This is a genomic window from Actinosynnema sp. NPDC050801, from assembly GCF_040673975.1.
GTDB lineage: Bacteria > Actinomycetota > Actinomycetes > Mycobacteriales > Pseudonocardiaceae > Actinosynnema.
In genome coordinates this window covers 750,856-776,410 of the sequence record NZ_JBFAQZ010000001.1, presented here as the reverse complement: position 1 = coordinate 776,410, position 25,555 = coordinate 750,856, and the positions used below count along the sequence as shown (strand labels likewise).

The following is a 25,555-nucleotide window of genomic DNA, read 5'->3' as shown; positions in this document are numbered from 1 at the left end:
GCTCGGGGTGTCACCCTCCCGCGTTACAGTGACGTGCATCACATGCTCGATCATTTGGCGCGACGCCCCCGGTTACGTACCGTCGCTTCTCGGTTGGCCCCGACCAATCAGAGCTAGACCGGGACGCCTCGCACCGAACCTGTCCAACGGTGTCCCGGAACACCCCCCGAGCGAGAGACAACCACCGGACAGGGATCAAGCCGAGCGGCGTACCGGGCCCGAACCCGAGCCGGTCGTGCAGGTGCGGGTGGCCAGAGAGGGAAATGGCTTCTTACCGAGGCAAGCACCGTCCGACCACCAGTTCCACCGCCCGGAGCATCGCGAAGGTCGCCGTCGCCGGCGTCATCGTGGGCGCTCCGCTGGCCATGGCCGCCGGCACCGCGAACGCGCAGGGTTCCGGCGTCAACTGGGACACGGTCGCCGCGTGTGAGAGTGGCGGCAACTGGAGCATCAACACCGGCAACGGCTACTACGGCGGCTTGCAGTTCCTGCCGTCCACGTGGACCGCCCACGGTGGTTCCGGCATGCCCCACCAGGCTTCCCGCGAGGAGCAGATCCGCGTGGCCGAGAACGTGATGCAGACCCAGGGCATCAACGCCTGGCCCGTGTGCGGCCCCAAGGGCCTCGGCGGCGCCCCCGCGCCCGCGAAGGCCAAGCCGGCCCCCGTGCAGCAGGCCGCCCCGAAGCAGACCGCGCCGGTCCAGCAGTCCGCGCCGGTCCAGCAGGCGCCCGCCCCGGTGACCGTGGCGCTGCCGTCCTCCAACCCGAACGGCGACTACGAGGTCAAGGCGGGCGACAGCCTGTCGAAGATCGCGGAGGAGCTGAAGGTCGAGGGTGGTTGGGCCAAGCTCCACGAGCTCAACAAGCAGTTCATCCCGAACGCCGACTTGATCCTGCCGGGTCACAAGATCGCCACCAAGTGACCCCCGTGAGCCGGCGCGAGCCGGCTCACGATGGCGAAGGGACCTCGGACCACCCCCCTCGGTGGGCCGAGGTCCCCAACCCGTTTCAGGGGGTCTGGTCGTCCGGGCCCGTCCCCGACGGCCGGCCGGGCCTCCCCTCGCAGCCGTCCGGGCTCCCCAGCCACCCGCAGCCGTCCGGGGGCTCCCCAGCCACCCGCAGCCGTCCCGGCTTCACGGCATGTTGACCCACTCGTCGGTGCCGTCGGTGAAGACCTGCCGCTTCCACACCGGCAGCCGCCGCTTCACCTCGTCGACGAGCTCCGAGCACACCGCGAACGCCTCACCCCGGTGCTCGGCGGACACGGCGCAGGCCAGCGCCACGTCACCGATCGCCAGCGGACCGACCCGGTGGGACACGGCGACGGCGCGCACGCCGTCGAACCGGCTCACCACGTCCGCCACCACCTCGGCCACCACCGCCACGGCCGTCGGGTGCCCGACGTACTCCAGTTCGCGCACCGAACGCCCGTGGTCGTGGTCGCGCACCACCCCGGCGAACGTCACCACCGCGCCCGCCGCCGCGTGCTCCACGAGCTTGGCGTGCTCGTCCACCGACAGCGGCTGATCGCTGACGGTCGCGCGCAGGACCTCGGTCATGCGTGGTCACCTCCGGACACCTGGTCGACGGCGTGCTCCAGCACGGTCGCGAGCACGTCCAGCCCGTCGCGCACCCCACCGGTCGAGCCGGGCAGGTTCACCACGAGCGTGCGGCCGGCGACGCCCACCACCCCGCGCGACAGCAGGGCCGTCGGCACGCGTGGCCAGCCTGACACGCGGATGGCGTCGGCCACACCCGGCACCTCGAAGTCGAGCACCGACCGGGTCGCCTCGGGGGTGCGGTCGGTGGGGCTGATGCCCGTGCCGCCGGTCGTGATGACGACCGCGACGCCGTCCGCCACGGCCGCCCGCAGCGCTTCGGCCACCGGCTCGCCGTCGGGCACCACCACCGGGTCGGGCACGTCGTAGGACCGCTCGCGCAGCCACTGCACGACGACGGGCCCGCCGCGGTCGGCGTACACGCCCGCGGACGCCCGGTTCGACGCCGTGATCACCCGCGCGGTCCTGCGTGCCGCCGTCACGGGCGCTCCCACAGGCCGGTCTTGCCGCCTTCCTTGCGCTCGACCCGCACCGCGTCCAGCGTCGCCGCCGGGTCGACCGCCTTCACCATGTCGTGCAGCGTCAGCCCGGCCACCGACACGGCCGTCAACGCCTCCATCTCCACGCCCGTGCGGTCCGTGGTGCGGACGGTCGCGGTGATGCGCACCTCGGCCTCGCCCAGCGCCAGGTCCACCTTGACCCCCGACAGCGAGATCGGGTGGCACAGCGGCACCAGCTCCCAGGTCCGCTTGGCCGCCATGATCCCGGCGATCCTGGCGGTGGCCAGCGCGTCACCCTTGGGCAGGCCGTCGCTGCCCAGCAGCGCCACCACCTCGTCCGTCGTGCGCAACACCCCGGACGCCACGGCCGTGCGCGCGGTCGGCTCCTTCTCGGACACGTCGACCATCCGCGCCGCACCGGCGGCGTCCAAGTGGGTGAACTGGTTGCTCATGCACCGATGCTAGGGGGATCCGGGGTCAGGCGTTCTCGGTGGCCGCCTTGCGCACGGCTTCCGCGACGGCGGGCGCGACCGAGGTGTCGAAGACGCTCGGCACGATGAACGACGCGTTGAGCCGTTCGCCGTCCACCACGTCCGCGATCGCGTTGGCGGCGGCGATCAGCATCGAGTCGGTGATCGTGCGGGCGTGCGCGTCGAGCAGCCCCCGGAACACGCCCGGGAACGCCAGCACGTTGTTGATCTGGTTCGGGAAGTCGCTGCGCCCGGTGGCCACCACGGCGGCGTGCTTCTGCGCCTCCATCGGGTCGATCTCCGGGTCCGGGTTGGCCAGGGCGAACACGATCGCGTCGGGGTTCATCGTGGCGACCTGCTCGGCGCCGAACAGGTTCGGCGCGGACACGCCGATGAAGACGTCCGCGCCGACCAGCGCGTCGTGCAGCCTGCCGCTGACGTTCTCCTTGTTGGTGGCCGCCGCGATGGACCTCAGGTTGTCGTCCAACCCCGGCCGGTCGCGGTGCACGATGCCGTCGACGTCGACCGCGACCACGTCACCGGGCTCCTGCTTGAGCAGCAGCCGGATGATCGCGCTGCCCGCCGCGCCCACGCCGCACACCACGAGCTTGCAGTCGGAGATCTTCTTGCCGACCACGCGCAGGGCGTTGCGCAGCGCGCCGACCACGACGATCGCGGTGCCGTGCTGGTCGTCGTGGAACACCGGGATGTCGAGCTTCTCCCGCAGCCGCGCCTCGATCTCGAAGCAGCGCGGCGCGGCGATGTCCTCCAGGTTGATGCCGCCGTAGACCGGCGCGATCAGCTCGACCGCGCGGATGATCTCCTCGGTGTCCTGGGTGTCCAGGCAGACCGGCCAGGCGTCGACGCCCGCGAACTTCTTGAACAGCGCGGCCTTGCCCTCCATCACCGGCAGGGCGGCGGCGGGGCCGATGTTGCCCAGGCCGAGCACGGCGGAGCCGTCGGTGACCACGGCGACCGTGTTGCGCTTGATGGTGAGCCGGCGGGCGTCGTCCGGGTTCTCCGCGATGGCCATGCAGACCCGGGCGACGCCGGGGGTGTAGGCGCGGGAGAGGTCGTCGCGGTTGCGCAGCGGCACCTTGGACGCGATCTCGATCTTGCCGCCGAGGTGGACCAGGAACGTCCGGTCGGACACCTTGCGGACCACGATCCCGGGCAGCAACTCCAGGGTGTCGGTGATGTCCTTGGCGTGGTTGGCCGACAGCGCGTTGCAGGTGAGGTCGATGATCACCCGGTCGGTGTGCGACTCGACCACGTCGAACGCGGTGATCACGCCACCGGCTCGACCCACGGCCGAGGTCAGGTCGCCGGCGGCCGACGCCGACGGCGGGGCCTCCAGCCGAACGGTGATCGAGTACCCAGGGCCGGGGACCGGCATCGAACCTCCCAGAACAGCACAGCTCAAGAGGGGGTCGAGCCTAGTCCGCGCGGGAATACGGAACGCGCGCGACTCGACGGTCGCGCGCATCCGGCCTAGCGGTTGATCTCGGTCACGGGGTGGTGGTAGCCCAGCTCCTCGACCGGCAGCGGGAAGGTGACCGTGCCGAACGGGGACAACGCGCCCTGCACGTCGCTGGCCAGCTCGGACACCGCGTACTTGCCGTCGGCCGGCGGCTCCGGCCAGTGCGGGTCGATGCGCTCGGGGCGGGCCTTGGCCACGGTTCCTCCTCGGTGGTGCCTTCGTCGGGACAAGTGTGCCTCATCGGCGCTGGTGGCGGCTCGGGGTGCCCGGCGGCGAAAACCGAGAGCCAGGTCACGACGTGATCCCTACCCTCGTGCGGGTGGAACTGGTGAACGTGGTCGACGTCGAGGCGACCTGCTGGGAGGGCAACCCGCCGCCCGGTCAGGTGAGCGAGATCATCGAGATCGGGCTCACCTCGGTCGACCTGGCCGCGGGCGAGCGGGTCGGCAGGCACCGGGTCCTGGTCCGGCCGCGGCGGTCGTCGGTCAGCCCGTTCTGCACGGAGCTGACGGGGTTGACGCAGGCCGAGGTGGACACCGGGGTGGACTTCGCCGAGGCGTGCCGGCTGCTGGCGGTCGAGCACGAGGCGGGCACGCGGCCGTGGGCGAGCTGGGGCGACTACGACCGCAAGCAGTTCACCCGGCAGTGCCGGGCGGCCGGCGTGCGCTACCCGTTCGGGCGGCGGCACTGGAACGCGAAGCTCGTCTTCACGGGCGCGCACGGCCTGCGCAAGCGGCCGGGCATGGCGCAGGCGCTGGCCGTCGCCGGGCTGCCGCTGGAGGGCAGGCACCACCGGGGCGAGGACGACGCCTGGAACATCGCCGCGCTGGTCCTGCACCTGGCCCGACGCGACGCCTGGCCGGCCGAGCCGACCACCTCCGCCCACGAGTGAGGGCGACGGGGGTTTCGGGGGCTGGTCAGCCCGGTGCCGGGGGTCGGCATATACCGTGGTGAGGATGTCCGGCACGACCCTCGCCGAGTGGCTGCGGGCGCAGGACGACACCGCGCTCGTGGCACTGCTGCGCGCCCGGCCGGACCTGGCCACGCCCCCACCGGCCGATACGACCGTGCTCGCGACCCGCATCGGGTCGCGGGCCTCCGTGGCGCGGGCCTGCGAAGACCTCGACACGCTGACGTTGACCGCGCTGGAAGCGCTGCTCGTGCTGGACGCCGACCTCGCCCCGGTCAGCCGGACCGCCGTACAGCGGCTGTTCGGCCCGACCGACGTCGGCCCGTCCCTCGACGCGCTGCGCGCCCGCGCGCTGCTGTGGGGCGGCGACCACGCGATCAGCACCCCGCCCGCCACCAGGGACGCCGTCAACCCGTTCCCCTGCGGTTTGGGCCGCTCGGTGCCGCGGCTGGCCGACGCCGACCTGTCCGAGCTGGGCCCCGACGAGCACCGCGTCCTGCAGACCCTCGCCGCGGGCCCGCCGGTCGGGCAGACCAAGGACGCCGCGCACGTCGTCTCGCTGGCCAACGCCAAGACGCCGATCCAGCAGCTGCTGGCCCGCGGCCTGCTGGTGCGGCGGGACGCGCAGACCGTCGAGCTGCCCCGCGAGATCGGCCTGAAGGTCCGGGGTGACCGGCCGCTCGGCGCGATCCAGACCGCCGAACCGCCGCTGACCACGTTCCGCCGCGACCCCTCCGACGTCGACCACACCGGCGGCGGTGAGGCGCTGGAGCTGTCCCGGCACGTGGAAGCGCTGCTCAAGAGCTGGTCGGAGGAGCCGCCCGCGGTGCTGCGGTCGGGTGGTGTCGGCGTGCGCGAGCTGCGCAAGCTCGCCAAGGACCTCGACGTGGACGAGCGCCGGGCCGCGCTGCTGGTGGAGCTGGTGGTGAACGCGGGCCTGGTCGCCGACACCGAGGGCGTCGAACCCGAGTGGGTGCCGACCACGCAGACCGACGCGTGGCTGCTCGCCGCGCCCGAGCACCGGTGGGCGACGCTGGCCCAGGCGTGGCTGGACCTGCCCCGGTTGCCCGGTCTGATCGGGCAGCGCGGCAGCCAAATCCAACTTCGCGGCGACCGGTTGCTCAACCCGCTCGCGCCCGAGCTGAACCGGCCGGGCGCGCCCCGTGACCGCAAGCGCATCCTCGAAGCCCTGGCCGCGCTGGAGCCGGGCACCGCCGTGACCGACCCGGACGAGCTGGCCGCCGTGCTGGCGTGGCGGGCGCCCCGGCGTGGCGGGCGGCTGCGGGACGAGCTGGTGCGCTGGACCGTGGTGGAGGGCACGCAGGTCGGCGTCCTCGCGCACAACGCGATCACCGCCCAGGGCCGCACGCTGCTCACCGAGGGGCCGGGCGCGGCGGCGAAGCGGCTCGGCGACGCGTTGCCCGCGCCGGTCGACCACGTGCTGGTGCAGGCCGACCTGACCGTCGTCGCCCCCGGTCGGCTCGACCCCGAGCTGGCCGACGAGATCGCGCTGGTGGCCGACGTCGAGTCGGCGGGCAGCGCCACGGTCTACCGGGTGCGCGAGGGCTCGGTGCGGCGCGCGTTCGACGCCGGTCGCAGTGCCGCCGACCTGCACGAGCTGTTCAGGGCACGGTCGCGCACGCCGGTGCCCCAGTCGTTGACCTACCTGATCGACGACGCGGCGCGCAGGCACGGCCGGCTGCGCGGTGGTGCGGCCGGGTCGTTCCTGCGCTGCGACGACCCGGTGCTGATCACCGAGGTGATGGTGCACGCGGCGGCGGAGCGGCTGGGTCTGCGCAAGATCGCGCCGACCGTGCTGGTCAGCCCGCTGCCGCTGGCGGAGGTGCTGGACGGGCTGCGCGCGGCCGGGTTCGCGCCCGCCGCCGAGGGGCCGGACGGCCACGTGCTCGACCTGCGTGCCGGTGGCCGGCGGATCGCGGGCAAGGGGCGGCGCAGGCCGGCGCAGTCGAGCACGCCGTCGGACGAGCAGCTGGGCGAGCTGGTGCGGCTGGTCCGGGCGGGCGACCGGGCGGCGACGACCACCGGTGGTGCGCGGGTGTCCGTGCCGGGTCACCTGGGCGCGGGGCCGTCGGCGACGCTGGCGCTGCTGCAACGGGCCGCGCGGGAGGGCCGCAGCGTCCTGGTCGACTTCGTGGACGGCCACGGCACCGCCGCCCGCCGCGTGATCACGCCCCAGGTCGTGGGCGGCGGCGTGCTGGAGGGCGTCGACGTCAGCTACGGCGAGGTCCGCCGCTTCCCCCTGCACCGCATCACCTCCGCCGCCCTGGTCGAAGGCGACGGCGAGTGACCACCCGTCCGCACCGTTGATCACCTGATCGGTGCCCCTGTCACGCCTTACGGTCAAGGCGCGGCGCCCCACCGCCGCACCGCACCACACGCGGGCGTCGAACGGCCGGGTCAACCCCGCCCGCTCGGGCACGCCGAAGGCGGCCTCCTACGAGGAGACCGCCTTTGGCGCGAAAGCCGTCGGCAACATCCGATATCCACCCGCGCCCGACACGATCACGCAACACAGACGTCGACGTGTGGTTCTCGCAACTGTGCAGGGAGGATCCGCAGAGCGCCGACTTGGTGGAGGAAGCGATCGACTACCTCGCCCGGGAAGGGCCTCGACTGGGTCGGCCGCTGGTCGACCGGATCCGGGGTTCACGCCACCACCACATGAAAGAACTCAGGCCCGCATCGGCTGGGTCGAGCGAGGTGCGGATCCTTTTCGCATTCGATCCGCAGAGGCAGGCGATCCTCCTGGTCGCAGGAGACAAGTCGGGCGACTGGCAGGGCTGGTACGAGCGCAACGTCCCGGTGGCCGACCGACGGTTCGACGAGCACCTCGCCGGGCTGGGCATGCACACGAGGAGGGACTGACCGATGACTCGTTCGTGGAAGGACGTCAAGGCGGACAAGGCTCGCCATGACGTCGAAGCAGGCCGCGACGTGGCACAGGCCCGGGAAGACGCGCGCACCCGCACGCAGGCCTTCATCCTCGGGTTTCGCCTGGCCCGACTTCGTGAGCAGCGAGGGCTCTCACAGAGCCAGGTCGCCGCACGGATGGGCATCAGCCAGCCGCGGGTGAGCCAGTTGGAACGTGGCGAGGTCGACCAGTTGGTGGTCGAGACGCTGCACCGGTACGTCGCCGCACTGGGCGGGCACCTGCGGGTGGTGGCCGATTTCGACGACCACGACGTGACGGTGTCGACCAACGAGGTCGACCGCAGTGACGACCGGAGCACGGCCACGGCTTGATCGACCGCACGCCGAAGGGCGGCCTCCTACGAGGAGACCGCCCTTCGGCGCGAAAGCCGTCGCGTCAGCGCACGTACCGGTCGACCGGGAGGTCGATCAGCCCGCGCGGACCGACATCCATTGGCGCATGGCGTGCTCGACCAGCGTGATGAGCGTCTGCTTGGTCGACTGCCGGTTGCGCGCGTCGCAAGTCACTATCGGCACGGACTGGTCGATCGTGAGCGCCTCGCGAACGTCCTCGATGCGGTGGTGCAGCAGGCCGTCGAAGCAGTTGACCCCGACCACGTACGGCAGCTGCCGGTCGTCGAAGAAGTCGATCGAGGCGAACGCGTCCGCCAACCGCCGGGTGTCGACCAGCACGATCGCGCCGATGGCGCCGCGCACCAGGTCGTCCCACATGAACCAGAACCTGTGCTGACCCGGGGTGCCGAACAGGTACAGGATCAGGTCCTGGTCCAGCGACACCCGGCCGAAGTCCATGGCCACCGTCGTGGTGACCTTGTTCGGCGTCGCCGAGAGGTCGTCGACCCCGGCGCTCGCCTCGGTCATGACCGCTTCGGTGGTCAGCGGAACGATCTCCGACACGGAACCGACGAACGTCGTCTTGCCCACGCCGAAGCCACCGGCCACCACGATCTTCGCGGAGGTCGTCGGCTTCTTGGCGCCTTCGGCCGCGTTGGGGCTAGAGCCTGCGAAGCCCACTGAGCACCCTCTCAAGGAAATCAATGGACGGCCGGTCCCCCACGACCAAGCCACCCTGGTGAATCAAAACCAAACCCATGCTCGCCATGTCGCCGATCAACACCCGGGCCACGCCCAGCGGGAGTCGGAGGTGAGCGGCGACTTCGGCCACCGACCTGGTGTCGGTGCACAACCCGCAGATCGAACGGTGCTCGGGGAGCACCGCCGCGTCGCGGTCCATGCCCTTCTCGCTGGTGGAGATCAGTGCCTCGATCGCGAGGTCGTAGTCGGGTCGAGTACGTCCGCCGGTCCGGGTGTACGGGCGGACCAGTGAACCCGACTCGGCCGCGGGGTTCTCCTCGCGCCGCACGACCGGCTGCGGGCCGGTCGTGTAGGGCACCTGCTCCGGCACGCTGTCGGGCAGCCCGTGGCTACCGAAGAGATCGGCGCCCGGACCTCCGAACAGGCCGCTGCCGTACCCGTCGATGTCGAACCGGTTGGGAACGTCGTCGTAGTCGTACGACGAGTCGTCAACCTCACGCTGAGACATATCGCCTTGCCCCTGCCCTGTGCCTTCGACCCGCGGTCCCGGCGCCTGTTCCGCCCGGCGGCCCGGCCACGAGTTGGGTGCGTCCTCGGCTTCCTCGTCCTGTGCGGGGTCGGCATCCGGCTCAGCGAATTGGAAGCCCCCGACCGCCCACTCCTGGTAGTTGAAGTTCCTACCGAAGCGTCGACCGCCGGCGCCAGATCGTTCAGCCATTTACCTTCACCCCCACGATCTCATGAGGATCTACCGCCGAACCACGCCCTGGAGCTGCGCGCGCAGCTCCGGGGTGAGCTGCTGGCCCACGCGCTCGACCAGGAGCGTCATCTCGTACGCGACGAGGCCGATGTCGCAGTTCGGGGCCGCGAGCACCGCGAGGCACGACCCGTCGCTGATCGACATCAGGAACAGGTATCCCCGCTCCATCTCGACCACGGTCTGGTTGACCGTGCCCGCCTCGAAGCACCGCGCCGCGCCCGCCGTGAGGCTGACGAGCCCGGATGCCACTGCGGAAAGCTGTTCGGCGCGGTCGCGGGGCAGGCCCTGGGAGCCGGCGAGCAGCAGCCCGTCCGCCGACACGACCACGGAATGTGCCACACCGGGAACCCGGCGCACGAAGTCGGTGATAAGCCAACCAAAGCTGCCTGGCTGAGCTGCGGTCGTCACTCCTGCTCCTCGTCTTGCCGGCTCGACATGTCACCAGCGTAAGCGTCGATCAAAGCGTGTCGCCCTCGACGGACGCCCTGCTGAAGACTCGACATGCGTCCACGGATCGCGTCAGCCGATCGTGGTGGCAGCGGGGGCCGCTGCGGTTGCCGCTCCGTCGCCGTCGGCTTCGGTGCGGCGGATCCCGGCACAAGCTGAGCCTTGGGCACCCGCTTGGGCAACCCCGCCTGTGTCGTGGTCTCTGGTTCCTTGCTGAGCAAGGCCTGTGCCGCCTGCCACCCGGCGTCGGCGGGTGACTCCCACACCGACTCGGCGGGCTCGGCCTGCTCGGGTTCGGCGACCGGTTCGGGCTCGGTCACGCGGGGCACCTCCGCGGCGCGCTTGGGCAGGTTGTTGGGCGAACCGGGCTGCCGCTTGGGCAGCCCGCCCTCGGTCAGACTAGTGCCCTCGGCGCGCGTGGACGTCGCCTCGCCCCGCTGGGGCAGCGAAACACCCTCAGGCTCGCGCTTGGGCAGGGCGTTCGGGCCCGAGTCGAGCAGCCCGCGCTGCGGCAGCGGGTCGTCGGACGTGGTGGGCGCGATCGGCGGGATCGGGCGCGGCCTGCGGGTCGGCAACCCGCGCTCCACCGGCACGGACTCCGCCGGCGCGGACGCGACGGGCTCCGGCGCGGGCGGCACCGCCTGGGCGGTCGCCGCCGACGTCTCGCTGCCCACGGCCTGGAACCACTGCGAGAGGACCGCCTCGTAGATCGGCAGCCGCTCGGTCGGGGCGTCCAAGTCGCGATCGACCTCCCTGGCCGCGGACGCGGTGTGCGTGACCGAGCCGTTGCGGTGCGCGGGCTCCGGCTCCGGGTCGACGACGAAGCCGTTGTCGAGCGCGGGCGCGAACTGGGTCGTCTCGAAGCCGTGCTCGTGGTCGTTGTCGTGCTCGGGGCGGTCCTCGTAGGCGGTGAACAGGGTCGGCTCGCCGAACGAGCCCTCCGGCTCGCGCTCGACGTCGCGCTCGTCCTCGGCCCGCATCCACGGCTGCGACACCTCGGCGGGCGTCTCCGCGGGCGGCTGCCCGAACGTCGGCGTCTCGCCGAACGCGGGCACCCTGGCCGGGTCCTGCTCGCCCTGGCCCTGCACGAAGCTCACCGGGAACGCCGGCTCGTCCTCGATGCGGGGCATGCTCGGGAAGCCGGTGTCCTCTTCCAGGCGGGACATGGTGCCGGTGCCGAACGCGCCGGCGATGCCGGACGCCCGCTGCGCCGTCGTCCCGAAGCCCGAGTCACCGAAGCCGGAGTCGCCGAACCCGGAGTCACCGAAGCCCGAGTCGCCGAACCCGGAGTCACCGAACGCGGTGGCGGGCTCGCCGCCCGTCGGGGACCCCATCGAGCCGGGCGAGGCGACCAGCGTGTCGGGCACCAGCACGAGCGCGGTGGTGCCGCCCTCGATGTCCTCGTTCGACCGCAGCCGCACCTTGATGTCGTGCCGCTTGGCCAGCCGCGCGACCACGTACAGGCCCATCCGGCGGGACACCGCGACGTCCACGTCCGGCGGGTCGGCCAACCGCTGGTTGGCGTCGTTGATCTCCTGCTCGCCCATGCCGACGCCGCGGTCCTGGATCTCGATCGCCAGCTCGCCCTTGCGGGTGCGGGCGGTGCGCACGGTGACCTTGGTCACCGGGTCCGAGAACGCGGTCGCGTTGTCCAGCAGCTCCGCGATCAGGTGCACGAGGTCGTTGACCGCGCGGCCCTGGACGGTGAGCTCCGGGGTCTGGCCGACCTGCACGCGGGCGTACTGCTCGACCTCGGACACCGCGGCGCCGAGCACCTCGGCGGCCGGGACCGGGCGGGTCAGCCGCCGGGACAGGTCCGTGCCGGACAGCACCAGCAGGTTCTCGCTGTTGCGCCGCATCCGGGTGGCGAGGTGGTCGAGCTCGAACAGGCTGGCCAGCTGGTCGGGGTCCTGCTCGTCCTGCTCCAGCCGGTCGATCAGGTTCAGCTGGCGCTCGACCAGGGCCTGCGAGCGGCGGGACAGGTTGACGAACATCGAGTTGACGTTGTCGCGCAGCAGCGCCTGCTCGGCGGCCAGCCGCACGGCCTCGCCGTGCACCGCGTCGAACGCCCGCGCCACCTGGCCGACCTCTTCACGCGTGGTGATCGGCACCGGCGCGATGGCGGTCTTGGCCGCTTCCTGCGGGTTCGGGTCGGCGAGGATCCGGTTGACCGCCTCGGGCAGGCCGCGGTCGGCGACCTCCAGGGCGGCGCGGCGCAGCGTGCGCAGCGGGTTGAGGATCGAGCGGGCCACGAACAGCGCCATCAGCATGGCCAGCAGCAACGCGCCCAGCACGATGCCGGAGTCGCGGAACGCGGCGGCACGGGCCACGCCGGTCAGCTCGTCGGTCCGGTTCTGCAGCTGCTCCAGCAGCAGGTTCTCCACGTCACGGGTGAGGTTCACCGTCAGCGTGGACGCGATGTCCCACTTCTCCGGGCGCAACGAGGTCAGCGGCGCACCGGCCGCGGCCAGGTTCAGCGCCGTCTCCTGCATGTCGTTCGCGGTGTCGACGATCAGGCCGGTGACGGTGTCGTCGTAGATCTTGGACTGGTCGGCGGTCGCGGACTTGCGGAAGTCGTTGCGGGCCGCGTCCAGCTCGGCGTTCGCGGCCAGCAGCTGGCGCTCCTGGCCCGGTCCGAAGCCGCCGCCCTGGAAGACGTCGAGCATGATGCCGCGCTTGCGCGACTCCTGCTCCTTGATGCGGGCGATCGCGTTGGTGGCCAGGTGCAGCCGCACCAGCTCGGGCTCGTTGATGCCGGCGATGGCCTGCTCACCGAGGTCGAGGAGGCTCTCCACCGACTCGGAGTAGGTGCGCATCACCGCGTCGGACGGGTACTGCGTCTCGCGGACCGCGTTGCGCAGGCTGTTGAGCCGGTCGAGCTGGCTGGACGCCCGGCGGAACCGGGTGACCACCTCGTCGTCCAGGTCGGCGCTGAGGTCGGCGATCTTGGCGTTGAGCGCCTGCACGGTGTCCTCGACGCGGCGCAGCTGGCGGTCCAGCACCACGCGGTCGAGCTGCTTGCCGGACGCCACGTGGCTCGCGCTCAGGTCGCGCTCGCGCTGCAACTGCTGCACCAGGTCGGCGACCGCCGACTCCAGCTGGATCTGGTTCGCCAGGCGGTTGAGGTCGGCCGCTTCGGCCAGGTCCGAGTTGACCCGCAGGCCGCCGAGGGCGACCGCGGCGATGGTGGGGATCAGCAGGACGGCGGTCAGCTTGGTGGGCAGCCGCCAGTTGCGCAGCCGCCAGCCGGCCGTGCGGGTCTGCTGGACCCGTCCGGTCGCGGTCGATCCGGCCTTGGTCGGCCCCGTTGACTCGGTCACAGTTCCATCACTCAGCGCAGCCAATCCGTCACCCGTTCCGGGCCTTTCGGAGCGCGGTGGAATCCCCACGCCTGACTGGCTGGGACCTCTCTCTCGACGGGCCACCCTGGGCTTCCTCTTCCGGCAGCAGTGTTCCCCGGCCTCTCCCCCGCGGACCGAAGCATGGACACGAAATCGGGCCGAATTGCAGCACAGGAGCAGTGGTGCCGGCTAGTCACCCCACCCCGCGCAGGGACACGACGGTCTGCGACGACCTGTGCCACCAGGCGGGGAGCGTAGTGCTCGACACCAGCCCCGGGGAAGACTCCGGAAGCACTCACCGTATCGGAGCAGGGCTGTCGTTTCATACCTCTGGGTGGTTACCATCCCCCGCATCGACAACTGCGTCGAAAAATTCGTTGATCAAAAAGACCCCGCTCTCGAGGTCATCCCGGCGAGAGGTGCCATGCCTACCCCAGCGCGTGTTCTGCGACGTGCGGCAGCGTTGTTCGCGTGCGCCGCGACCTTGACGGCGTGCGGACTGATCCCCGGAACGGACGGGAACACCCGCCCTCAAGTGGAACGCAACACACTGCGCATCGGTGTGCTGCCCGTCGTGGACGTGGCACCGCTCCGCCTCGCGTTCAACAACAAGCTGTTCGAGAAGGCGGGCCTGCAGGTGCAGCTCGTCCCGCTGAACAACGAGACCGAGGGCGTCAAGCAGCTCGACACCACGCTGGACCTGACCTGGGCGACGCACGTCACGCTGTTCCGCAGCTACGCCGAGGGCACGCAGCTCCAGCTGCAGGGCGAGGCGTACCAGGCGGGCGCGAACACGATGGCGTTGGTCACGCTCGACCAGAACTACGACAGCCCCGGCAAGATCAAGAACCCGCGCATCGCCGTGCCCTCCACCGGCGACGTCGGCGCGCTGACCACGAAGGCCGTGCTCAAGACCGCCGGCGTGGAGAAGCAGCTGATCCGGCCGGTCGAGATGCCGTTCGAGCAGATGGTGACCGCGATGCAGGCCAAGCAGGTCGACGCGGCGTGGATGACCGAGCCGTACATCACCCAGGCGCAGAGCGGCACCGGCGCCCGCATCCTCACCGACACCGCGGTCGGCCCGACCAAGGACTTCCCCATGTCCGGGTACGCGTCGAGCAAGAAGTTCGCCGACGGCAACCCGCGCACGCTGGCCCTGTTCCGGCAGGTCCTGCGGGACGCGCAGGAGGCGGCGTCGAACGACAAGCTGTCCGTGCAGAACGCGCTGACCGGTTACATGGACGTGGACCAGCAGACCGCCGCGCTGGTGTCGGTCGGCACGTTCCCGCTGTCGCTCAACCCGGTCCGGTTGCAACGGGTCGCGGACATGATGGACACCGAAGAGGTGCTTCCCGAGCGGTTGGACGTCGGCGGGTTGTTGCCGCCTGGAACCACGAACTGACTCACCGTCAGCGCTGACTCACCGTTAGCGAGAAGTCACTCGACTTCGGGGGGCCTTCCCATTGCGGAAGGCCCCCTATTTTTTTGATCAGAGCTCGCTCAAGCAGATCGTGGTAGCGGGCTGTGAGTAAACGGACACGGTGTCGCCGCTCTCGCACCCGTTCTCGTCCGAACGACCCGTGATGACCTTCGCCACCTTGTAGGTCGCACTCGAATCGCAGGTCACCTTGGTGGTTTTGCCCGCGACAATCGAGCCCTCCTGCTTGAAGCACTCGCCTTCGGCGGCGTTGAGCATCAGGCACAGCTTGAAGCCGTCACTGCGCCGTCCGCCACTGTCGGAGTACTCGGCGTAGTCGCCGTCCGGGCAGGCGTCGGTGCTGCTGTCGAGGTTGGCGGCCACCTTGAAGGCCGCTTCCGGCGACGAGCACTCGACCTTCTCCACGTCGGCGTCGGCGACGCTCGCCGAGATGACCTTGATGCAGTCGCCCGCCTCGGCGCCCGAGGGGCCGGTGGCGTTGGCGATGATGCCCGCGATGACGACGCCCACGATGCCCAGCGCGACCACCGCGACCAGCGCTTTCGCGCCGCGGGACGTGCCCTTGGCCGGCGGCGGTGGGAACTGCTGCGGGTACCCGGGCTGGCCGGTGGGGTATCCGGGCTGCTGGAAACCCGGCTGCTGGAAGCCGGGCTGCGGGTAACCGGGCTGACCGAGGCCGGGCTGAGGGAAGCCGGGCTGCGGGTAACCGGGCTGACCGAGGCCAGGCTGCTGGTACTGGGGCTGCGCGTACTGGGGCGGTTGGCCCTGGTGGCCGGGCATCGGCTGGTAGCCGGGGTCCTGCGGCACGGCGCCGGGCTGCTGGTAGCCGGGCTGCTGCTGACCGGGCTGCTGGGGGTAGGGCTGCTGGGGGTAGCCGGGCTGCGGGTAGGGCTGCTGCTGCGGGTGGGGCTGGCCGGGTGGCGGGGCCGGGAACCCCTGCGGCGACGACGGCGGCCCCCAGCCCGGCTGCTGGGGCGGCGGAGGGTCTTGCGGCGGCTGGTTGGGGGGCGTGGTCACCTGGCGTTCCTCTCGACTTCGGCGAGCGGAACCTACCCCCGGGCGTCGGGCGTGCGCAGCGATTTCGGGGCGCGGCGATTCCACGGCGCGGAGGTGCCGGGGCTGCGCGGAGGTGTCGGGGCGCGGGGGTGTGGGCAACGCGACAGTGCCCGGGACGCGGCGGTGTCAGCGCATGTCGGCGGGGACCAAGCAGAACGTGACCGCGGGCTCGGGATAGGTCACCTTGCGGCCGTTCGCGCACTCGGCGGGTTCACGAGCGGCGCTGGCGACGCGGACCGCCTGGGCGGTGGTGCAGTCGACCCGGCGCATCCCCGCCGTGCGGTCGCCCTGGTAGCAGGCGCCCTCGACGAAGTTGGGGATCAGGCACAGCGTGGCCGAGCGGGTGAAGATGGTGTACGGCGCGCCGCCCTTGGGGCACTGCGAACCGTCCTCGACCACCTTGGCGACCCGCACGTTGGCGTGCTCGGAGCCGCAGTCCAACGCCCGGTACCGGGCACCCTCGTCGACCCGTTCGATGTGCGCGCAGACACCTGGCTCGGGGCTGGTGGGACCGCCGCCGATCAGCGTGAACGCGAACGCGCCGGCCACCACGACCGCGACCGCACCGACGCCCAACCCGATCTTCCGCATGGATCAGGGCATCGGCACGGCCGCGCGCCGGGTTGAGCGGGTTCACCCGCACGGGTTCACATCTCGGCGGGCGCCAGGCAGTACGTGACGGGCGGTTCCGGGTAGGCCATGCCCGCGCCGTCCGGGCAGGCCTCCAGGTCGGTGGAGTTCTGGATGACCTTGGTGACCTTGATGGTCTCCGGGCCGGCGCACTCGGTCTTGACGAACCCGGTGCCCTCGTCGGGCTTGTAGCAGGCGGCCTCGACCATGTTCGGCAGCAGGCACAGCTTGTAGCCGTCGCCGACCGTGGGCGCGATCTCGGTGTACAGGCCTTCCTCGGGGCAGGTGGCGTCGCTCGCGTCGAGCACCTTGCCGACCTTGTACGAGGCCTGGTCGGCGTCGCAGTCGACGGTGTCGACCTGCGCGCGGTTCTGGTCGGGGTCGTCGTTCTCGGCGGTGACGCTGACGCAGTCGCCGACCTCGGCGTTGCCGGGACCGCCGGCGAGCCGCCAGAGGCCGTAGACGACGACGCCGACCAGCAGCAGCACCAGCACGACGATGAGGACCAGCCGGCCGCTCGACCTGCTCCCGCGGCTCGCGGCGGTCGTCCCGTCCTCGGCCGGCGCCTGGGAGGCCGGTTCGGCGGCGGCGGGGTCGTCCGCGGGCACCGGACGGGCGCCGGGCACGGCGGTGGGGCCGGCGGGCGTGGTGGGCTCGTTGCCCGCGACCGGTTGGTCCCGGGCGCCCGCGCCGGGGTCGGGGGTGGCGTCGGGCTCGGTGGCGCCGGAGCCGAGGCCGGACGACGCCGGCGCGGAGAGGTCCTGGTCACCGGCGGACGCGGCGGCGTCCCGGGCCGCCGCGATGCGGTCGGCGTCGGCGGGCGGCACGACGGGGCGGGCGGGATCGCCTGCGGCGCCGGTCGGCGCCTCGTCCCCGGGTCGACTCGGCTCGTTGCTCATGATCATCCTCGCTGGACGGGTGCGCGTGACCGCCCTGGGAATGTAGCGCCAGGGCAAGGTAGCGCCACGCGCACCCGCGAGGCCGATCAGGCGTTCTCGCCCGGCGCGAAGCAGAGGGTCATCTTCGGCTCGGGGAAGGTCAGCGGCGCACCGTCGGTGCAGGCGCTCTCGTCCTCGCTGCCCTTCACCTGCTTGACCAGCTTGAAGGCGCCGGACTTGCCGCAGTCCACGACCGGGTAGCCCATCTGGTTGCCTTCGAGCTCGTAGCAGCTGCCCTCGACCATGTTGGGCACCAGGCAGACCTTCGTGTCCGGGCCGCGGCGGGCGGTCTCGGTGTACTCGTCGTAGTAGCCGCCGCAGGACTCGCTGGTGGAGCCGAGCACCTTGCCGATGGTGTAGTTCGCCTCGGTCGAGCCGCAGTCGACGGTCTTGAAGTCGGGCTTGGTGGTGGTGCCGGTCAGGCTGGCGCACTCGCCGGCCTTGGACTGGGCCGCGTCACTGGTGAAGTAGTTGATGCCGTAGATCACGACGCCCGCCACCGCGATGCCGACGATCGCGGTGAGGATGCGCACCACCACGCTCTTCTTCTTCGGCGCCGGCGGAACCTGCTGGGGCTGCGGGGCGTTCTGGTACTGCGGGGCACCCTGGTACTGCGGGCCGTTCTGGTACTGCGGTGCGGACGCGGGCATGTCCGTGCTCATCATGGACCTTCTTCATCCGGGGAGCCCCTGTACGTCCGCGCGTAGGGTCGCGTGGTGGGGCGCAGGGACGCTATCGACTGCGCAACACCGGCGTACGCGGCTTTACCGAACCGAGTCCGTAAGCGTTGCGTGTGCCGCCGCGCACCGTCCGCGACCGATTTGCCCGCGGTGTGCACACTTGAAGGACACCAAGCGACAGGAGCGCGCACCCGTGACCGACGGCCCTTTGATCGTCCAGTCGGACAAGACCCTGCTGCTGGAGGTCGAGCACCCGCTGTCGGACGACGCGCGCACCGCCATCGCGCCGTTCGCCGAGCTCGAACGCGCCCCCGAGCACGTCCACACCTACCGGATCACGCCGCTGGCGCTGTGGAACGCGCGTGCCGCGGGCCACGACGCCGAGCAGGTGGTCGACGCGCTGGTCCGGTTCTCCCGCTACCCCGTGCCGCAGCCGCTGCTGGTGGACGTGGTGGACACGATGGGCCGGTTCGGCCGGCTCCAGCTGGCCAACCACCCGGTGCACGGCCTGGTGCTGAACTCGCTGGACCGCGCGGTGCTGGAGGAGGTCCTCCGGCACAAGAAGATCAAGCCGATGATGGGCGCGCGGATCGACGACGACACCGTGGTCGTGCACCCGAGCGAGCGCGGTCGGCTCAAGCAGATGCTGCTCAAGATCGGGTGGCCGGCGGAGGACCTGGCCGGGTACGTCGACGGCGAGGCGCACCCGATCGACCTGGTCGAGGACGGCTGGCAGCTGCGCGACTACCAGCGGCTGGCCGCGCGGGCGTTCTGGGCGGGCGGCTCGGGCGTGGTGGTGCTGCCGTGCGGCGCGGGCAAGACGCTGGTCGGCGCGGCGGCGATGGCCGAGGCGGGCGCGACCACGTTGATCCTGGTCACGAACACCGTGGCGGGCAGGCAGTGGAAGCGGGAGCTCGTCGCGCGGACCACGTTGACCGAGGACGAGATCGGCGAGTACTCCGGCGAGCGCAAGGAGATCAGGCCGGTCACGATCGCGACCTACCAGGTGATCACCCGCAAGTCGAAGGGCGAGTACAAGCACCTGGAGCTGTTCGACTCGCGCGACTGGGGCCTGATCGTCTACGACGAGGTGCACCTGCTGCCCGCGCCGGTGTTCCGGATGACCGCGGACCTGCAGTCGCGGCGTCGGCTCGGCCTGACCGCCACGCTGGTGCGCGAGGACGGCCAGGAGGGCGACGTGTTCTCGCTGATCGGGCCGAAGCGGTACGACGTGCCGTGGCGCGACATCGAGGCGCAGGGCTGGATCGCGCCGGCCGAGTGCACCGAGGTGCGGGTGACGCTGACCGACAACGAGCGGCTGGAGTACGCGACCGCCGAGCCGGAGGAGCGGTACAAGCTGTGCTCCACGGCGCGGACGAAGCTGCCGGTGGTGAAGGCGATCCTGGACCGGCACCCGGACGAGCCGACGTTGGTGATCGGGGCGTACCTGGACCAGCTGGAGTCGCTGGGCGAGGCGCTGGACGCGCCGATCATCCAGGGTTCGACGAAGAACAGGGAGCGCGAGGAGCTGTTCGACCGGTTCCGGCGCGGTGAGCTGCGCACGCTGGTGGTGTCGAAGGTGGCGAACTTCTCCATCGACCTGCCCGAGGCGTCGGTGGCCGTGCAGGTGTCGGGCACGTTCGGGTCGCGGCAGGAGGAGGCGCAGCGGCTGGGCAGGCTGTTGCGGCCCAAGGGCGACGGGCGGCAGGCGCACTTCTACTCGGTCGTGTCGCGGGACACGTTGGACACCGACTACGCGGCGCACCGGCAGCGCTTCCTCGCGGAGCAGGGTTACGCGTACAAGATCGTGGACGCCGACGACCTGCTCGGCCCGAAGCTGCCCGACGTCGGCTGAGCCGCTCGCCGTGCGCTGCCGGCGGACGCGTCTGTGGATGGGCGCGGCTGCCGGCGGGCGCGTCTGCGGGTGGGTGCTGCTATCGGTGGGTGCTGTCGGTGAGCGCGGCTGTCGGTGAGCGCGGCTGTCGGTGAGCGCGGCTGTCGGTGAGCGCGGCTGTCGGTGAGCGCGGCTGTCGGTGGGCGCCGATAGGTTGGCGGCCTCTGCGGTTGTCGACGATCGGGTGGACATGAACCGGGTGGTGCCGTTATCCCGCTGGTGGCTGTGGCGTCCGGAGTTCGACGTGGGCGCGGTCCGGCGCGCCGCCGTGGGGCGGGCCAGGCGGGAGCGGCTGCGGCCGGTCGCGGTGGTGGCCGCGGTCCTGGCGGCGGCGTTGGCGGTGCTGGCGCCGACGCCGTGGTGGTCGGCCGGCCTGGCCTGCGTCCCGCTGCTGGTGGTGGTGCTGATCGCGGTGCTGCCGGTGCGGTTGGCGGAGTGGGACGTGGTGGCGGCGGCCGGCGAGCGTGACGTCGTGCACGGCGGGCAGTTCACCGATCCCGTGCAGCGGCGGCGCGCCGGGCGGTTGTGCGCGCACTTCGACGCCGTGCGCGACCTCGACGCACGGCGGGTCGCGCAGGTGGAACGGCTGCTGTGGCGGGCGTTGCTGGCGTTGCGGCACAGCCAGCCCATGCGGGAGGCGTTGACGCGGACCGAGAACCGCCCGGGCCTGGCCGCCGCGATCGCCGAGCCGGCCCGTGAGCTGGCCGAACTGGATCGCCGGCTCGACCAGTTCGAGTCGGCGTTGCGGATCGTCGTGGAGGAGCTGGACCCGGAGTTCACGGGCGCCGCACTGCGCCGGGTCGCCGCGCTGGACCCGCTCTAAGCTCGTCCGGTGCTGGTCTACTCGATCCCGATGCGCAACCGGTTCCGCGGCATCACGGTGCGCGAGGGCGTGCTGCTGGAAGGGCCCGCCGGGTGGGGCGAGTTCTGCGCGTTCCTCGACTACTCCGACGACGAGTGCGCGCCCTGGTTGGCGTGCGCGCTGGAGGCCGCCGAGCAGGGTTGGCCCGCGCCGGTCCGGGACACGATCCCGGTCAACTGCACGGTGCCCGTGGTGTCGCCGGAACGCGCGCACGACATCGTCGCCCGGTCCGGCTGCGCCACGGCGAAGGTGAAGGTGGCCGACCCGGGCACGCCGGCGGCCGACGACCTGGCGCGGGTCGAGGCGGTGCGGGACGCGTTGGGGCCGTCCGGGGCGATCCGGGTCGACGCGAACATGGCGTGGGACGTCGACACGGCGGTCAAGGCGATCCGCGAGCTGGAGCGGGCGGCGGGCGGGTTGGAGTACGTGGAGCAGCCGTGCCCGTCGATCGAGGAGCTGGCGGCGGTGCGGCGGCGGGTCGACGTGCGGATCGCGGCGGACGAGTCGATCCGGCGGGCCGAGGACCCGATGAAGGTGGCCGTGGCCGGCGCCGCGGACGTGGCGGTGATCAAGGTCGCGCCGCTGGGCGGTGTGCGGCGGGCGTTGGCGGTGGCGCAGGCGTGCGGGTTGCCGTGCGTGGTGTCCTCGGCGGTGGAGACGTCCGTCGGGATGGCCGCGGGGCTGGCGTTGGCGGGCGCGTTGCCCGAGCTGGACTTCGCGTGCGGGCTGGGCACCCTGCCGCTGCTGGACGGCGACGTGGCCGCCGACTCCCTGCGCCCGGTGGACGGCAGGCTCCCCGTGCTCGCGCACGCCCCGGTACCCGGTCGGTTCGCCGACTTCGCCGCCGACGAGGCGACGACGAGCCGGTGGCTCGCCCGTCTCGACCGGGTCCGGGGTGTGCTGGAGCTGTCCGGCTCAAGGCGCTGAGCGCGACCTAGCCGAAGAAGCCCTGGCCGGGCGTGAGCACGTTGTCCGGGTCGTAGCGGCGCTTGGCCGCGACCAGGCGGTCCCAGTCGGAGCCGAAGTGGCGGCGCCAGTCCTCCACGGTCATGCCCGGGATGGCGCCCATGATGTAGCGCTTGCCGCCCAGGGAAACGGCGAGGTCGTAGATCCTCCGGTTCTGGGCCATCATCGAGGGCACGTTCGGGTCGTTCGGGAACGGCATCCGCAGCAGGTCGAACAGGTACACCACCGGCTCGTTCGGCAGCTTGTACAGCGGCCGGGTCAGCTTCGCCGACGAGAACGGGTACATCAGCGAGAACCCGATGCCCATGTCGGCGGCGGTGGTCTGGCCGAGCACCGTCCGGGCGAACTCGACGATCTTCGAGCCGGGGATCAGCAGCGACAGCCACGGGTGCGGCTGGTACCAGAACCCGCCCTCCTTCGCCGACACCTCGAACGCGTCGAGGCGGAACGACCAGTCGCGGAACGGCAGGTCGCCGAACTCCCGCGACGCCTGGTCGTCGTGCAGCCCGGCGAGCAGCGCGGCCCGGTCCGGCGGGCTGCCGGGGTTGTAGAAGGCCACGCCGTCGATGCGGTAGTACCACCCGGTGCCGTCGGCCTTGAGCCGCGGACCGCTGTCCTGGGCGTCGAACCGGCCGTCGCGCATGAGCATCTCGCTGTCGGCCACGAAGGTCGCCAGGTCCTGGTAGACCAGGGTGAACACGGCCACCCGCGCGGGCGCCGGCACCAGCTTCACCCTGGCCTTGGTGATGATGCCGACCTGGCCGCCGCCGCCGAGCGCGGCGTTGAACAGGTCGGGCCGCTCGGTGGCCGAGGCGCGGACCACGTAGCCCTCGCCGGTGACGATCTCGATCTCGGTGATCGTGTCGATCTGCAGGCCCTGCTTCTGCACCATGCCGCCGATGCCGCCGATGCTGGCCGTGCCGCCGACCGACAGGTGCTGGTAGCCGGTGTGCGCCGCGGGTGTCCTGCCCCTGGCCAGCGTCGCGTCGACCAGCTGCGCCCACGTCACGCCGGCGTCGACCCACGCGCTGGTCGTGCCGATGCTGTGGATCGTGGACAGTCCCTTCGAGTCGATCGCGATACCGCCCGGCACCAGGGCCTGGCCGTAGTTCGAGTGCGACTCGTGGTCGGCCGCGGGGCCGCTGCCCCCGTGGCCGTTCATGGCTATCTTCAACTTGTTGGCCCGCGCGTACCGGACCATCGCGACGATGTCGCGCACGGAACCGGGGCGCAGCACGGCCTTGGGCGCGCCGGACTTCAGGTTGCCCCAGTCCTTGCCGAACTTGGCCAGCACCTCCGGCGCGATCGTGATCGTGCCGTCCAGCCGGGGCAGCGCGGCCACCCCGGCGGTGTCGGCGCCGGCGGGCGCCCACGACCCGCTCGCGGCGCTCCAGCCGACCACCGCGGCGCCGACCGTGATCTGCTTCAGGATCGTGCGTCTGGTCGGGGCGCCGTTCGTCAGGTCCGTCATCCGTCATCAGCTCCGTCTCAGAGGAACCCGGCCGGCGTCCACGACGCCGCACAGCTCAACCGGGAGTGGATTTCGCGGACCGAGGCGGAGATCCGGGGCAGAGCCGTCCTTTCGCGCGATGTCGGCCCGAACCACAGCGCGGTTTCCCGGCACCCCCGTACCGGTTTTCCTCCGGCGGAACCACCGCCGCTGCGGGCACGTCTCTCCCCTACCGCTTCGGACTCACCCGCAGGCTTCAGCAAACGGAGGGCCCGCGCTTCTCCACGATTGCTCTGAAGATCGAGAGGGCTGCTCTGCTACGAGCCGAGCAGTCGGGACACGGCCAGCGTCCCGCCGTGGTGGCCACCACGGCGGTGTGCTGGTGGTCGTGGAAGCGCTGCCACGGGTCGTCGGCGACGGGATCGGCGTCGCGGGGCACGAGCCCGTCGGCGTGCTGGGCCTGCGCGAACGGCTCCCACGCCGCCCGGTCGCACCACGGCTCGGGCAGGCAGGCGCCCACGATCAGCAGCTCACCGAGCAGGTCCCACTGGCCGGCCTCCGCCCACACGTCCGCCCACACGTCCGCCCACGCGGGCAACCAGTTCCCCAGGTACTCGGCCACGTCGGGTGGCAGCTCCGCCGGCGCCGCGGCCCAGTCGGTGGCGTGGAAGGCGGTGTGGGTCAGGCAGTAGGCCGTCATCCAGTCCAGCGCCCACGGCTGCGGTGTGCGGCCCAGCCACGTCTGCCGGAGCATGGCCGGCGGTCGTCGTCCCGGCGGACGCCCACGACGCGGTGGGCGTTGGCCACGGCGAGCCGCCGGTTGGGCAGCACCTCGGTCAGCGCGTCCGCCGCCGAGCACTGGTCGATGAGCTGCTCCAGCGCCTCGTGGCGCAAGCCGCCGCGGCAGAAGGGCGCGTAGGTCTCCAGCGGGTCGGTGAACACGGCGTGCCGCAGTTGGCGCTCGTAGAGCAGGTCGCCCCCGCGCAACTGCCGCCAGGAGAAGTCCAGCAGGTCCCGCGCCGCGCTCAACTCCGCCGTGCCGGCCACGCCCTCGCGCAACACCAGCGACGCTGCCAGCGCCGACTCGACCAACGGCTTGTACGCGCTGTCCGGGTCGGACAGGTCGGCGGTGGCGTCGTCCTCGAACCCGCCCAGCTCACGATGGGCGTGCAACCAGCCCAGGGCTCCCGCGGTGACGTCGTGGGCCAGGCGGACCACGGTGTTCACGCCACACCCACCAGATGGCGGGCCACGGCCAGGTCCAGCAGCCGGCGGGGTTCCGCGCCGACCCGCGCGCCGACGTGCTCGACCAGCGGCACCGGGTCGAGCGGCAGCCGGACGCCGGTGGCGTGCGCGAAGGCCACCCAGCGGGCCAGGCGGCTCGCGGTGCCGAAGTCGCGGCGCAGCACGGTCCGGACGGTGCCGCGGCACAGCGCCAACGGCTGCGCCGTGACCGCGTCCACCACCGGGCCGGTCGCGCCGGGGTGCGCCGCCGACGACAGCTGGGCCACCGCGACCGACCAGCGCGACCACTCCCGCGCCGGGCCGAGCACGGCGTCCGGGTCGGCCGGCGTGGTGACCGGCGGTTCGCCGGTGAGGCGGGCCGGCAGCCGGGCGGTGGACCAGTCGTGCCAGGCCATCACCCGCTGTCGCGCCGAGACCGGCTCGGTGACCGGCGGGAAGGCGTCGAAGGACGGGACGACCACCTCGGCGTCACGGGCGGCCAGCGGGCTGTCCAGCACCACGTGCGGCAGGAGGACGTCCGCGCCCACCAGCCGGACCGCGCCCAGGACCGCGCCCAGGGCCGCGGTCGGGTCGGCGCACGAGTCGAGGAAGTCGGCCAGGCCGACACCACCGCTTCCCCGCAGGGCGGCGAGCACCCGACCGGCCAGGTCCGCGGCGTCACGCGCACAGGACGACACGTCCACGGATCCTCCTTCCCACCGACATGTCGTCCGGGCGGGCGGGCCTACTTCCCGGGCTCCTTCGGCGTCGACGGCGAGAGGACCACGAGCAGGACGAGTGAGGCGGGCGGCACGGGCAGCGGCGGGTCCGCCACCGCGGACTCCGGCTCCGCCACCAGGGTGCCGAGCTGCTCCAGGTCCGCCGGTGCGGCGACCGGCCGGGCCAGGATGTGAACGGACATCGGGGCCTCCCTTCGCTGCGGGCGTCACGACGTTCGTCGTG

27 protein-coding genes are annotated in these 25,555 nt (G+C 72.0%); 9 read left to right on the top strand and 18 right to left on the bottom strand.

Annotated features, from left to right (window positions below):
* The first annotated feature begins 263 nt into the window (after window positions 1-263).
* On the top strand, window positions 264-923 hold the full coding sequence (locus AB0K14_RS03880; RefSeq protein WP_360462320.1) for a transglycosylase family protein: 660 nt from the start codon (window positions 264-266) through the stop codon (window positions 921-923).
* A 210-nt stretch (window positions 924-1,133) separates the two neighbouring features.
* Here AB0K14_RS03880 and AB0K14_RS03875 read toward each other — a convergent pair whose 3' ends face one another.
* From AB0K14_RS03875 to AB0K14_RS03855, 5 genes are all read right to left on the bottom strand, one after another.
* A complete protein-coding gene (locus tag AB0K14_RS03875) occupies window positions 1,134-1,559 on the bottom strand; it encodes a molybdenum cofactor biosynthesis protein MoaE (RefSeq protein ID WP_360462323.1) in 426 nt (141 codons plus the stop codon).
* A complete protein-coding gene (locus AB0K14_RS03870) occupies window positions 1,556-2,041 on the bottom strand; it encodes a MogA/MoaB family molybdenum cofactor biosynthesis protein (RefSeq protein WP_360462325.1) in 486 nt (161 codons plus the stop codon). The genes AB0K14_RS03875 and AB0K14_RS03870 overlap by 4 nt, the downstream gene beginning before the upstream one ends.
* A complete protein-coding gene (gene moaC / locus AB0K14_RS03865) occupies window positions 2,038-2,511 on the bottom strand; it encodes a cyclic pyranopterin monophosphate synthase MoaC (protein ID WP_360462327.1) in 474 nt (157 codons plus the stop codon). Before moaC ends, AB0K14_RS03870 begins: the two co-directional genes overlap by 4 nt.
* A 25-nt stretch (window positions 2,512-2,536) precedes the next feature.
* The gene (locus tag AB0K14_RS03860; protein WP_360462330.1) at window positions 2,537-3,925 is read right to left on the bottom strand and encodes an NAD-dependent malic enzyme; all 1,389 of its coding nucleotides are present in this window, start codon (window positions 3,923-3,925) and stop codon (window positions 2,537-2,539) included.
* Between the two features lie 95 nt (window positions 3,926-4,020).
* Complete coding sequence (locus AB0K14_RS03855) at window positions 4,021-4,206, bottom strand: hypothetical protein (protein WP_360462333.1); 186 nt, start codon at window positions 4,204-4,206, stop codon at window positions 4,021-4,023.
* A gap of 101 nt (window positions 4,207-4,307) precedes the next feature.
* Between AB0K14_RS03855 and AB0K14_RS03850 the strand changes: the two genes are divergently transcribed.
* The 4 genes from AB0K14_RS03850 (at window position 4,308) to AB0K14_RS03835 (ending at window position 8,183) form a co-directional block, all read left to right on the top strand.
* Window positions 4,308-4,901: a 3'-5' exonuclease gene (locus tag AB0K14_RS03850; RefSeq protein WP_360462336.1), complete on the top strand. Its 594-nt coding sequence runs from the start codon at window positions 4,308-4,310 to the stop codon at window positions 4,899-4,901.
* 64 nt (window positions 4,902-4,965) lie between these two features.
* Window positions 4,966-7,227, top strand: coding sequence for a helicase-associated domain-containing protein (locus AB0K14_RS03845; protein ID WP_360462339.1), 2,262 nt, complete (start codon window positions 4,966-4,968; stop codon window positions 7,225-7,227).
* Between the two features lie 164 nt (window positions 7,228-7,391).
* Window positions 7,392-7,805, top strand: a complete 414-nt coding sequence (locus tag AB0K14_RS03840) for a type II toxin-antitoxin system RelE/ParE family toxin (protein WP_360462342.1) — start codon at window positions 7,392-7,394, stop codon at window positions 7,803-7,805.
* 3 nt (window positions 7,806-7,808) lie between these two features.
* Complete coding sequence (locus AB0K14_RS03835) at window positions 7,809-8,183, top strand: XRE family transcriptional regulator (protein WP_360462344.1); 375 nt, start codon at window positions 7,809-7,811, stop codon at window positions 8,181-8,183.
* A 96-nt stretch (window positions 8,184-8,279) separates the two neighbouring features.
* On the opposite strand, the gene AB0K14_RS03830 is transcribed toward AB0K14_RS03835, so the two are convergent.
* Genes AB0K14_RS03830 through AB0K14_RS03815 form a run of 4 tightly spaced genes read right to left on the bottom strand, consistent with a single transcriptional unit; the run spans window position 8,280 to window position 13,433 of the window.
* Window positions 8,280-8,885: an ATP/GTP-binding protein gene (locus AB0K14_RS03830; protein ID WP_106617122.1), complete on the bottom strand. Its 606-nt coding sequence runs from the start codon at window positions 8,883-8,885 to the stop codon at window positions 8,280-8,282.
* Entirely contained in the window at window positions 8,866-9,624 is a 759-nt protein-coding gene (locus tag AB0K14_RS03825) for a DUF742 domain-containing protein (protein WP_360462348.1), read from the bottom strand. Before AB0K14_RS03825 ends, AB0K14_RS03830 begins: the two co-directional genes overlap by 20 nt.
* 30 nt (window positions 9,625-9,654) lie before the next feature.
* Window positions 9,655-10,074 carry a roadblock/LC7 domain-containing protein gene (locus AB0K14_RS03820; RefSeq protein ID WP_033442969.1) on the bottom strand — a complete coding sequence of 140 codons (420 nt, stop codon included), beginning with the start codon at window positions 10,072-10,074 and terminating at the stop codon, window positions 9,655-9,657.
* Window positions 10,071-13,433: a nitrate- and nitrite sensing domain-containing protein gene (locus AB0K14_RS03815; RefSeq protein WP_360462351.1), complete on the bottom strand. Its 3,363-nt coding sequence runs from the start codon at window positions 13,431-13,433 to the stop codon at window positions 10,071-10,073. Before AB0K14_RS03815 ends, AB0K14_RS03820 begins: the two co-directional genes overlap by 4 nt.
* Window positions 13,434-13,989: 556 nt before the next feature.
* Here AB0K14_RS03815 and AB0K14_RS03810 point away from each other — a divergent pair.
* A complete protein-coding gene (locus AB0K14_RS03810) occupies window positions 13,990-14,856 on the top strand; it encodes an ABC transporter substrate-binding protein (RefSeq protein WP_360462354.1) in 867 nt (288 codons plus the stop codon).
* Window positions 14,857-14,943: 87 nt separating this feature from the next.
* On the opposite strand, the gene AB0K14_RS03805 is transcribed toward AB0K14_RS03810, so the two are convergent.
* The 4 genes from AB0K14_RS03805 to AB0K14_RS03790 form a co-directional block, all read right to left on the bottom strand.
* Window positions 14,944-15,909 (bottom strand): hypothetical protein, encoded by a 966-nt coding sequence (locus AB0K14_RS03805; RefSeq protein WP_360462357.1) that lies wholly within the window; start codon window positions 15,907-15,909, stop codon window positions 14,944-14,946.
* Between the two features lie 165 nt (window positions 15,910-16,074).
* The gene (locus tag AB0K14_RS03800; RefSeq protein ID WP_360462360.1) at window positions 16,075-16,539 is read right to left on the bottom strand and encodes a hypothetical protein; all 465 of its coding nucleotides are present in this window, start codon (window positions 16,537-16,539) and stop codon (window positions 16,075-16,077) included.
* 56 nt (window positions 16,540-16,595) lie between these two features.
* Window positions 16,596-17,477: a hypothetical protein gene (locus AB0K14_RS03795; protein ID WP_360462363.1), complete on the bottom strand. Its 882-nt coding sequence runs from the start codon at window positions 17,475-17,477 to the stop codon at window positions 16,596-16,598.
* Window positions 17,478-17,563: 86 nt separating this feature from the next.
* Entirely contained in the window at window positions 17,564-18,181 is a 618-nt protein-coding gene (locus AB0K14_RS03790) for a hypothetical protein (RefSeq protein WP_360462366.1), read from the bottom strand.
* Between the two features lie 208 nt (window positions 18,182-18,389).
* Here AB0K14_RS03790 and AB0K14_RS03785 point away from each other — a divergent pair, with 208 nt between their 5' ends.
* The 3 genes from AB0K14_RS03785 (at window position 18,390) to AB0K14_RS03775 (ending at window position 21,879) form a co-directional block, all read left to right on the top strand.
* Window positions 18,390-20,051 (top strand): DNA repair helicase XPB, encoded by a 1,662-nt coding sequence (locus AB0K14_RS03785; RefSeq protein WP_360462368.1) that lies wholly within the window; start codon window positions 18,390-18,392, stop codon window positions 20,049-20,051.
* A gap of 229 nt (window positions 20,052-20,280) precedes the next feature.
* A complete protein-coding gene (locus AB0K14_RS03780) occupies window positions 20,281-20,913 on the top strand; it encodes a hypothetical protein (RefSeq protein WP_360462371.1) in 633 nt (210 codons plus the stop codon).
* A gap of 9 nt (window positions 20,914-20,922) precedes the next feature.
* Window positions 20,923-21,879: an o-succinylbenzoate synthase gene (locus AB0K14_RS03775; RefSeq protein WP_360462374.1), complete on the top strand. Its 957-nt coding sequence runs from the start codon at window positions 20,923-20,925 to the stop codon at window positions 21,877-21,879.
* Between the two features lie 7 nt (window positions 21,880-21,886).
* Here the strand turns inward: AB0K14_RS03775 and AB0K14_RS03770 are convergent, their stop codons facing one another.
* From AB0K14_RS03770 to AB0K14_RS03750, 5 genes are all read right to left on the bottom strand, one after another.
* Entirely contained in the window at window positions 21,887-23,389 is a 1,503-nt protein-coding gene (locus AB0K14_RS03770; RefSeq protein ID WP_360462377.1) for an FAD-binding protein, read from the bottom strand.
* A 235-nt stretch (window positions 23,390-23,624) separates the two neighbouring features.
* Window positions 23,625-24,122 carry a hypothetical protein gene (locus AB0K14_RS03765; protein WP_360462379.1) on the bottom strand — a complete coding sequence of 166 codons (498 nt, stop codon included), beginning with the start codon at window positions 24,120-24,122 and terminating at the stop codon, window positions 23,625-23,627.
* Entirely contained in the window at window positions 24,065-24,595 is a 531-nt protein-coding gene (locus tag AB0K14_RS03760) for a hypothetical protein (protein WP_360462381.1), read from the bottom strand. The genes AB0K14_RS03765 and AB0K14_RS03760 overlap by 58 nt, the downstream gene beginning before the upstream one ends.
* On the bottom strand, window positions 24,592-25,296 hold the full coding sequence (locus AB0K14_RS03755; RefSeq protein WP_360462384.1) for a hypothetical protein: 705 nt from the start codon (window positions 25,294-25,296) through the stop codon (window positions 24,592-24,594). Before AB0K14_RS03755 ends, AB0K14_RS03760 begins: the two co-directional genes overlap by 4 nt.
* Window positions 25,297-25,337: 41 nt before the next feature.
* Complete coding sequence (locus tag AB0K14_RS03750; protein ID WP_360462387.1) at window positions 25,338-25,514, bottom strand: hypothetical protein; 177 nt, start codon at window positions 25,512-25,514, stop codon at window positions 25,338-25,340.
* Window positions 25,515-25,555 lie beyond the last annotated feature (41 nt).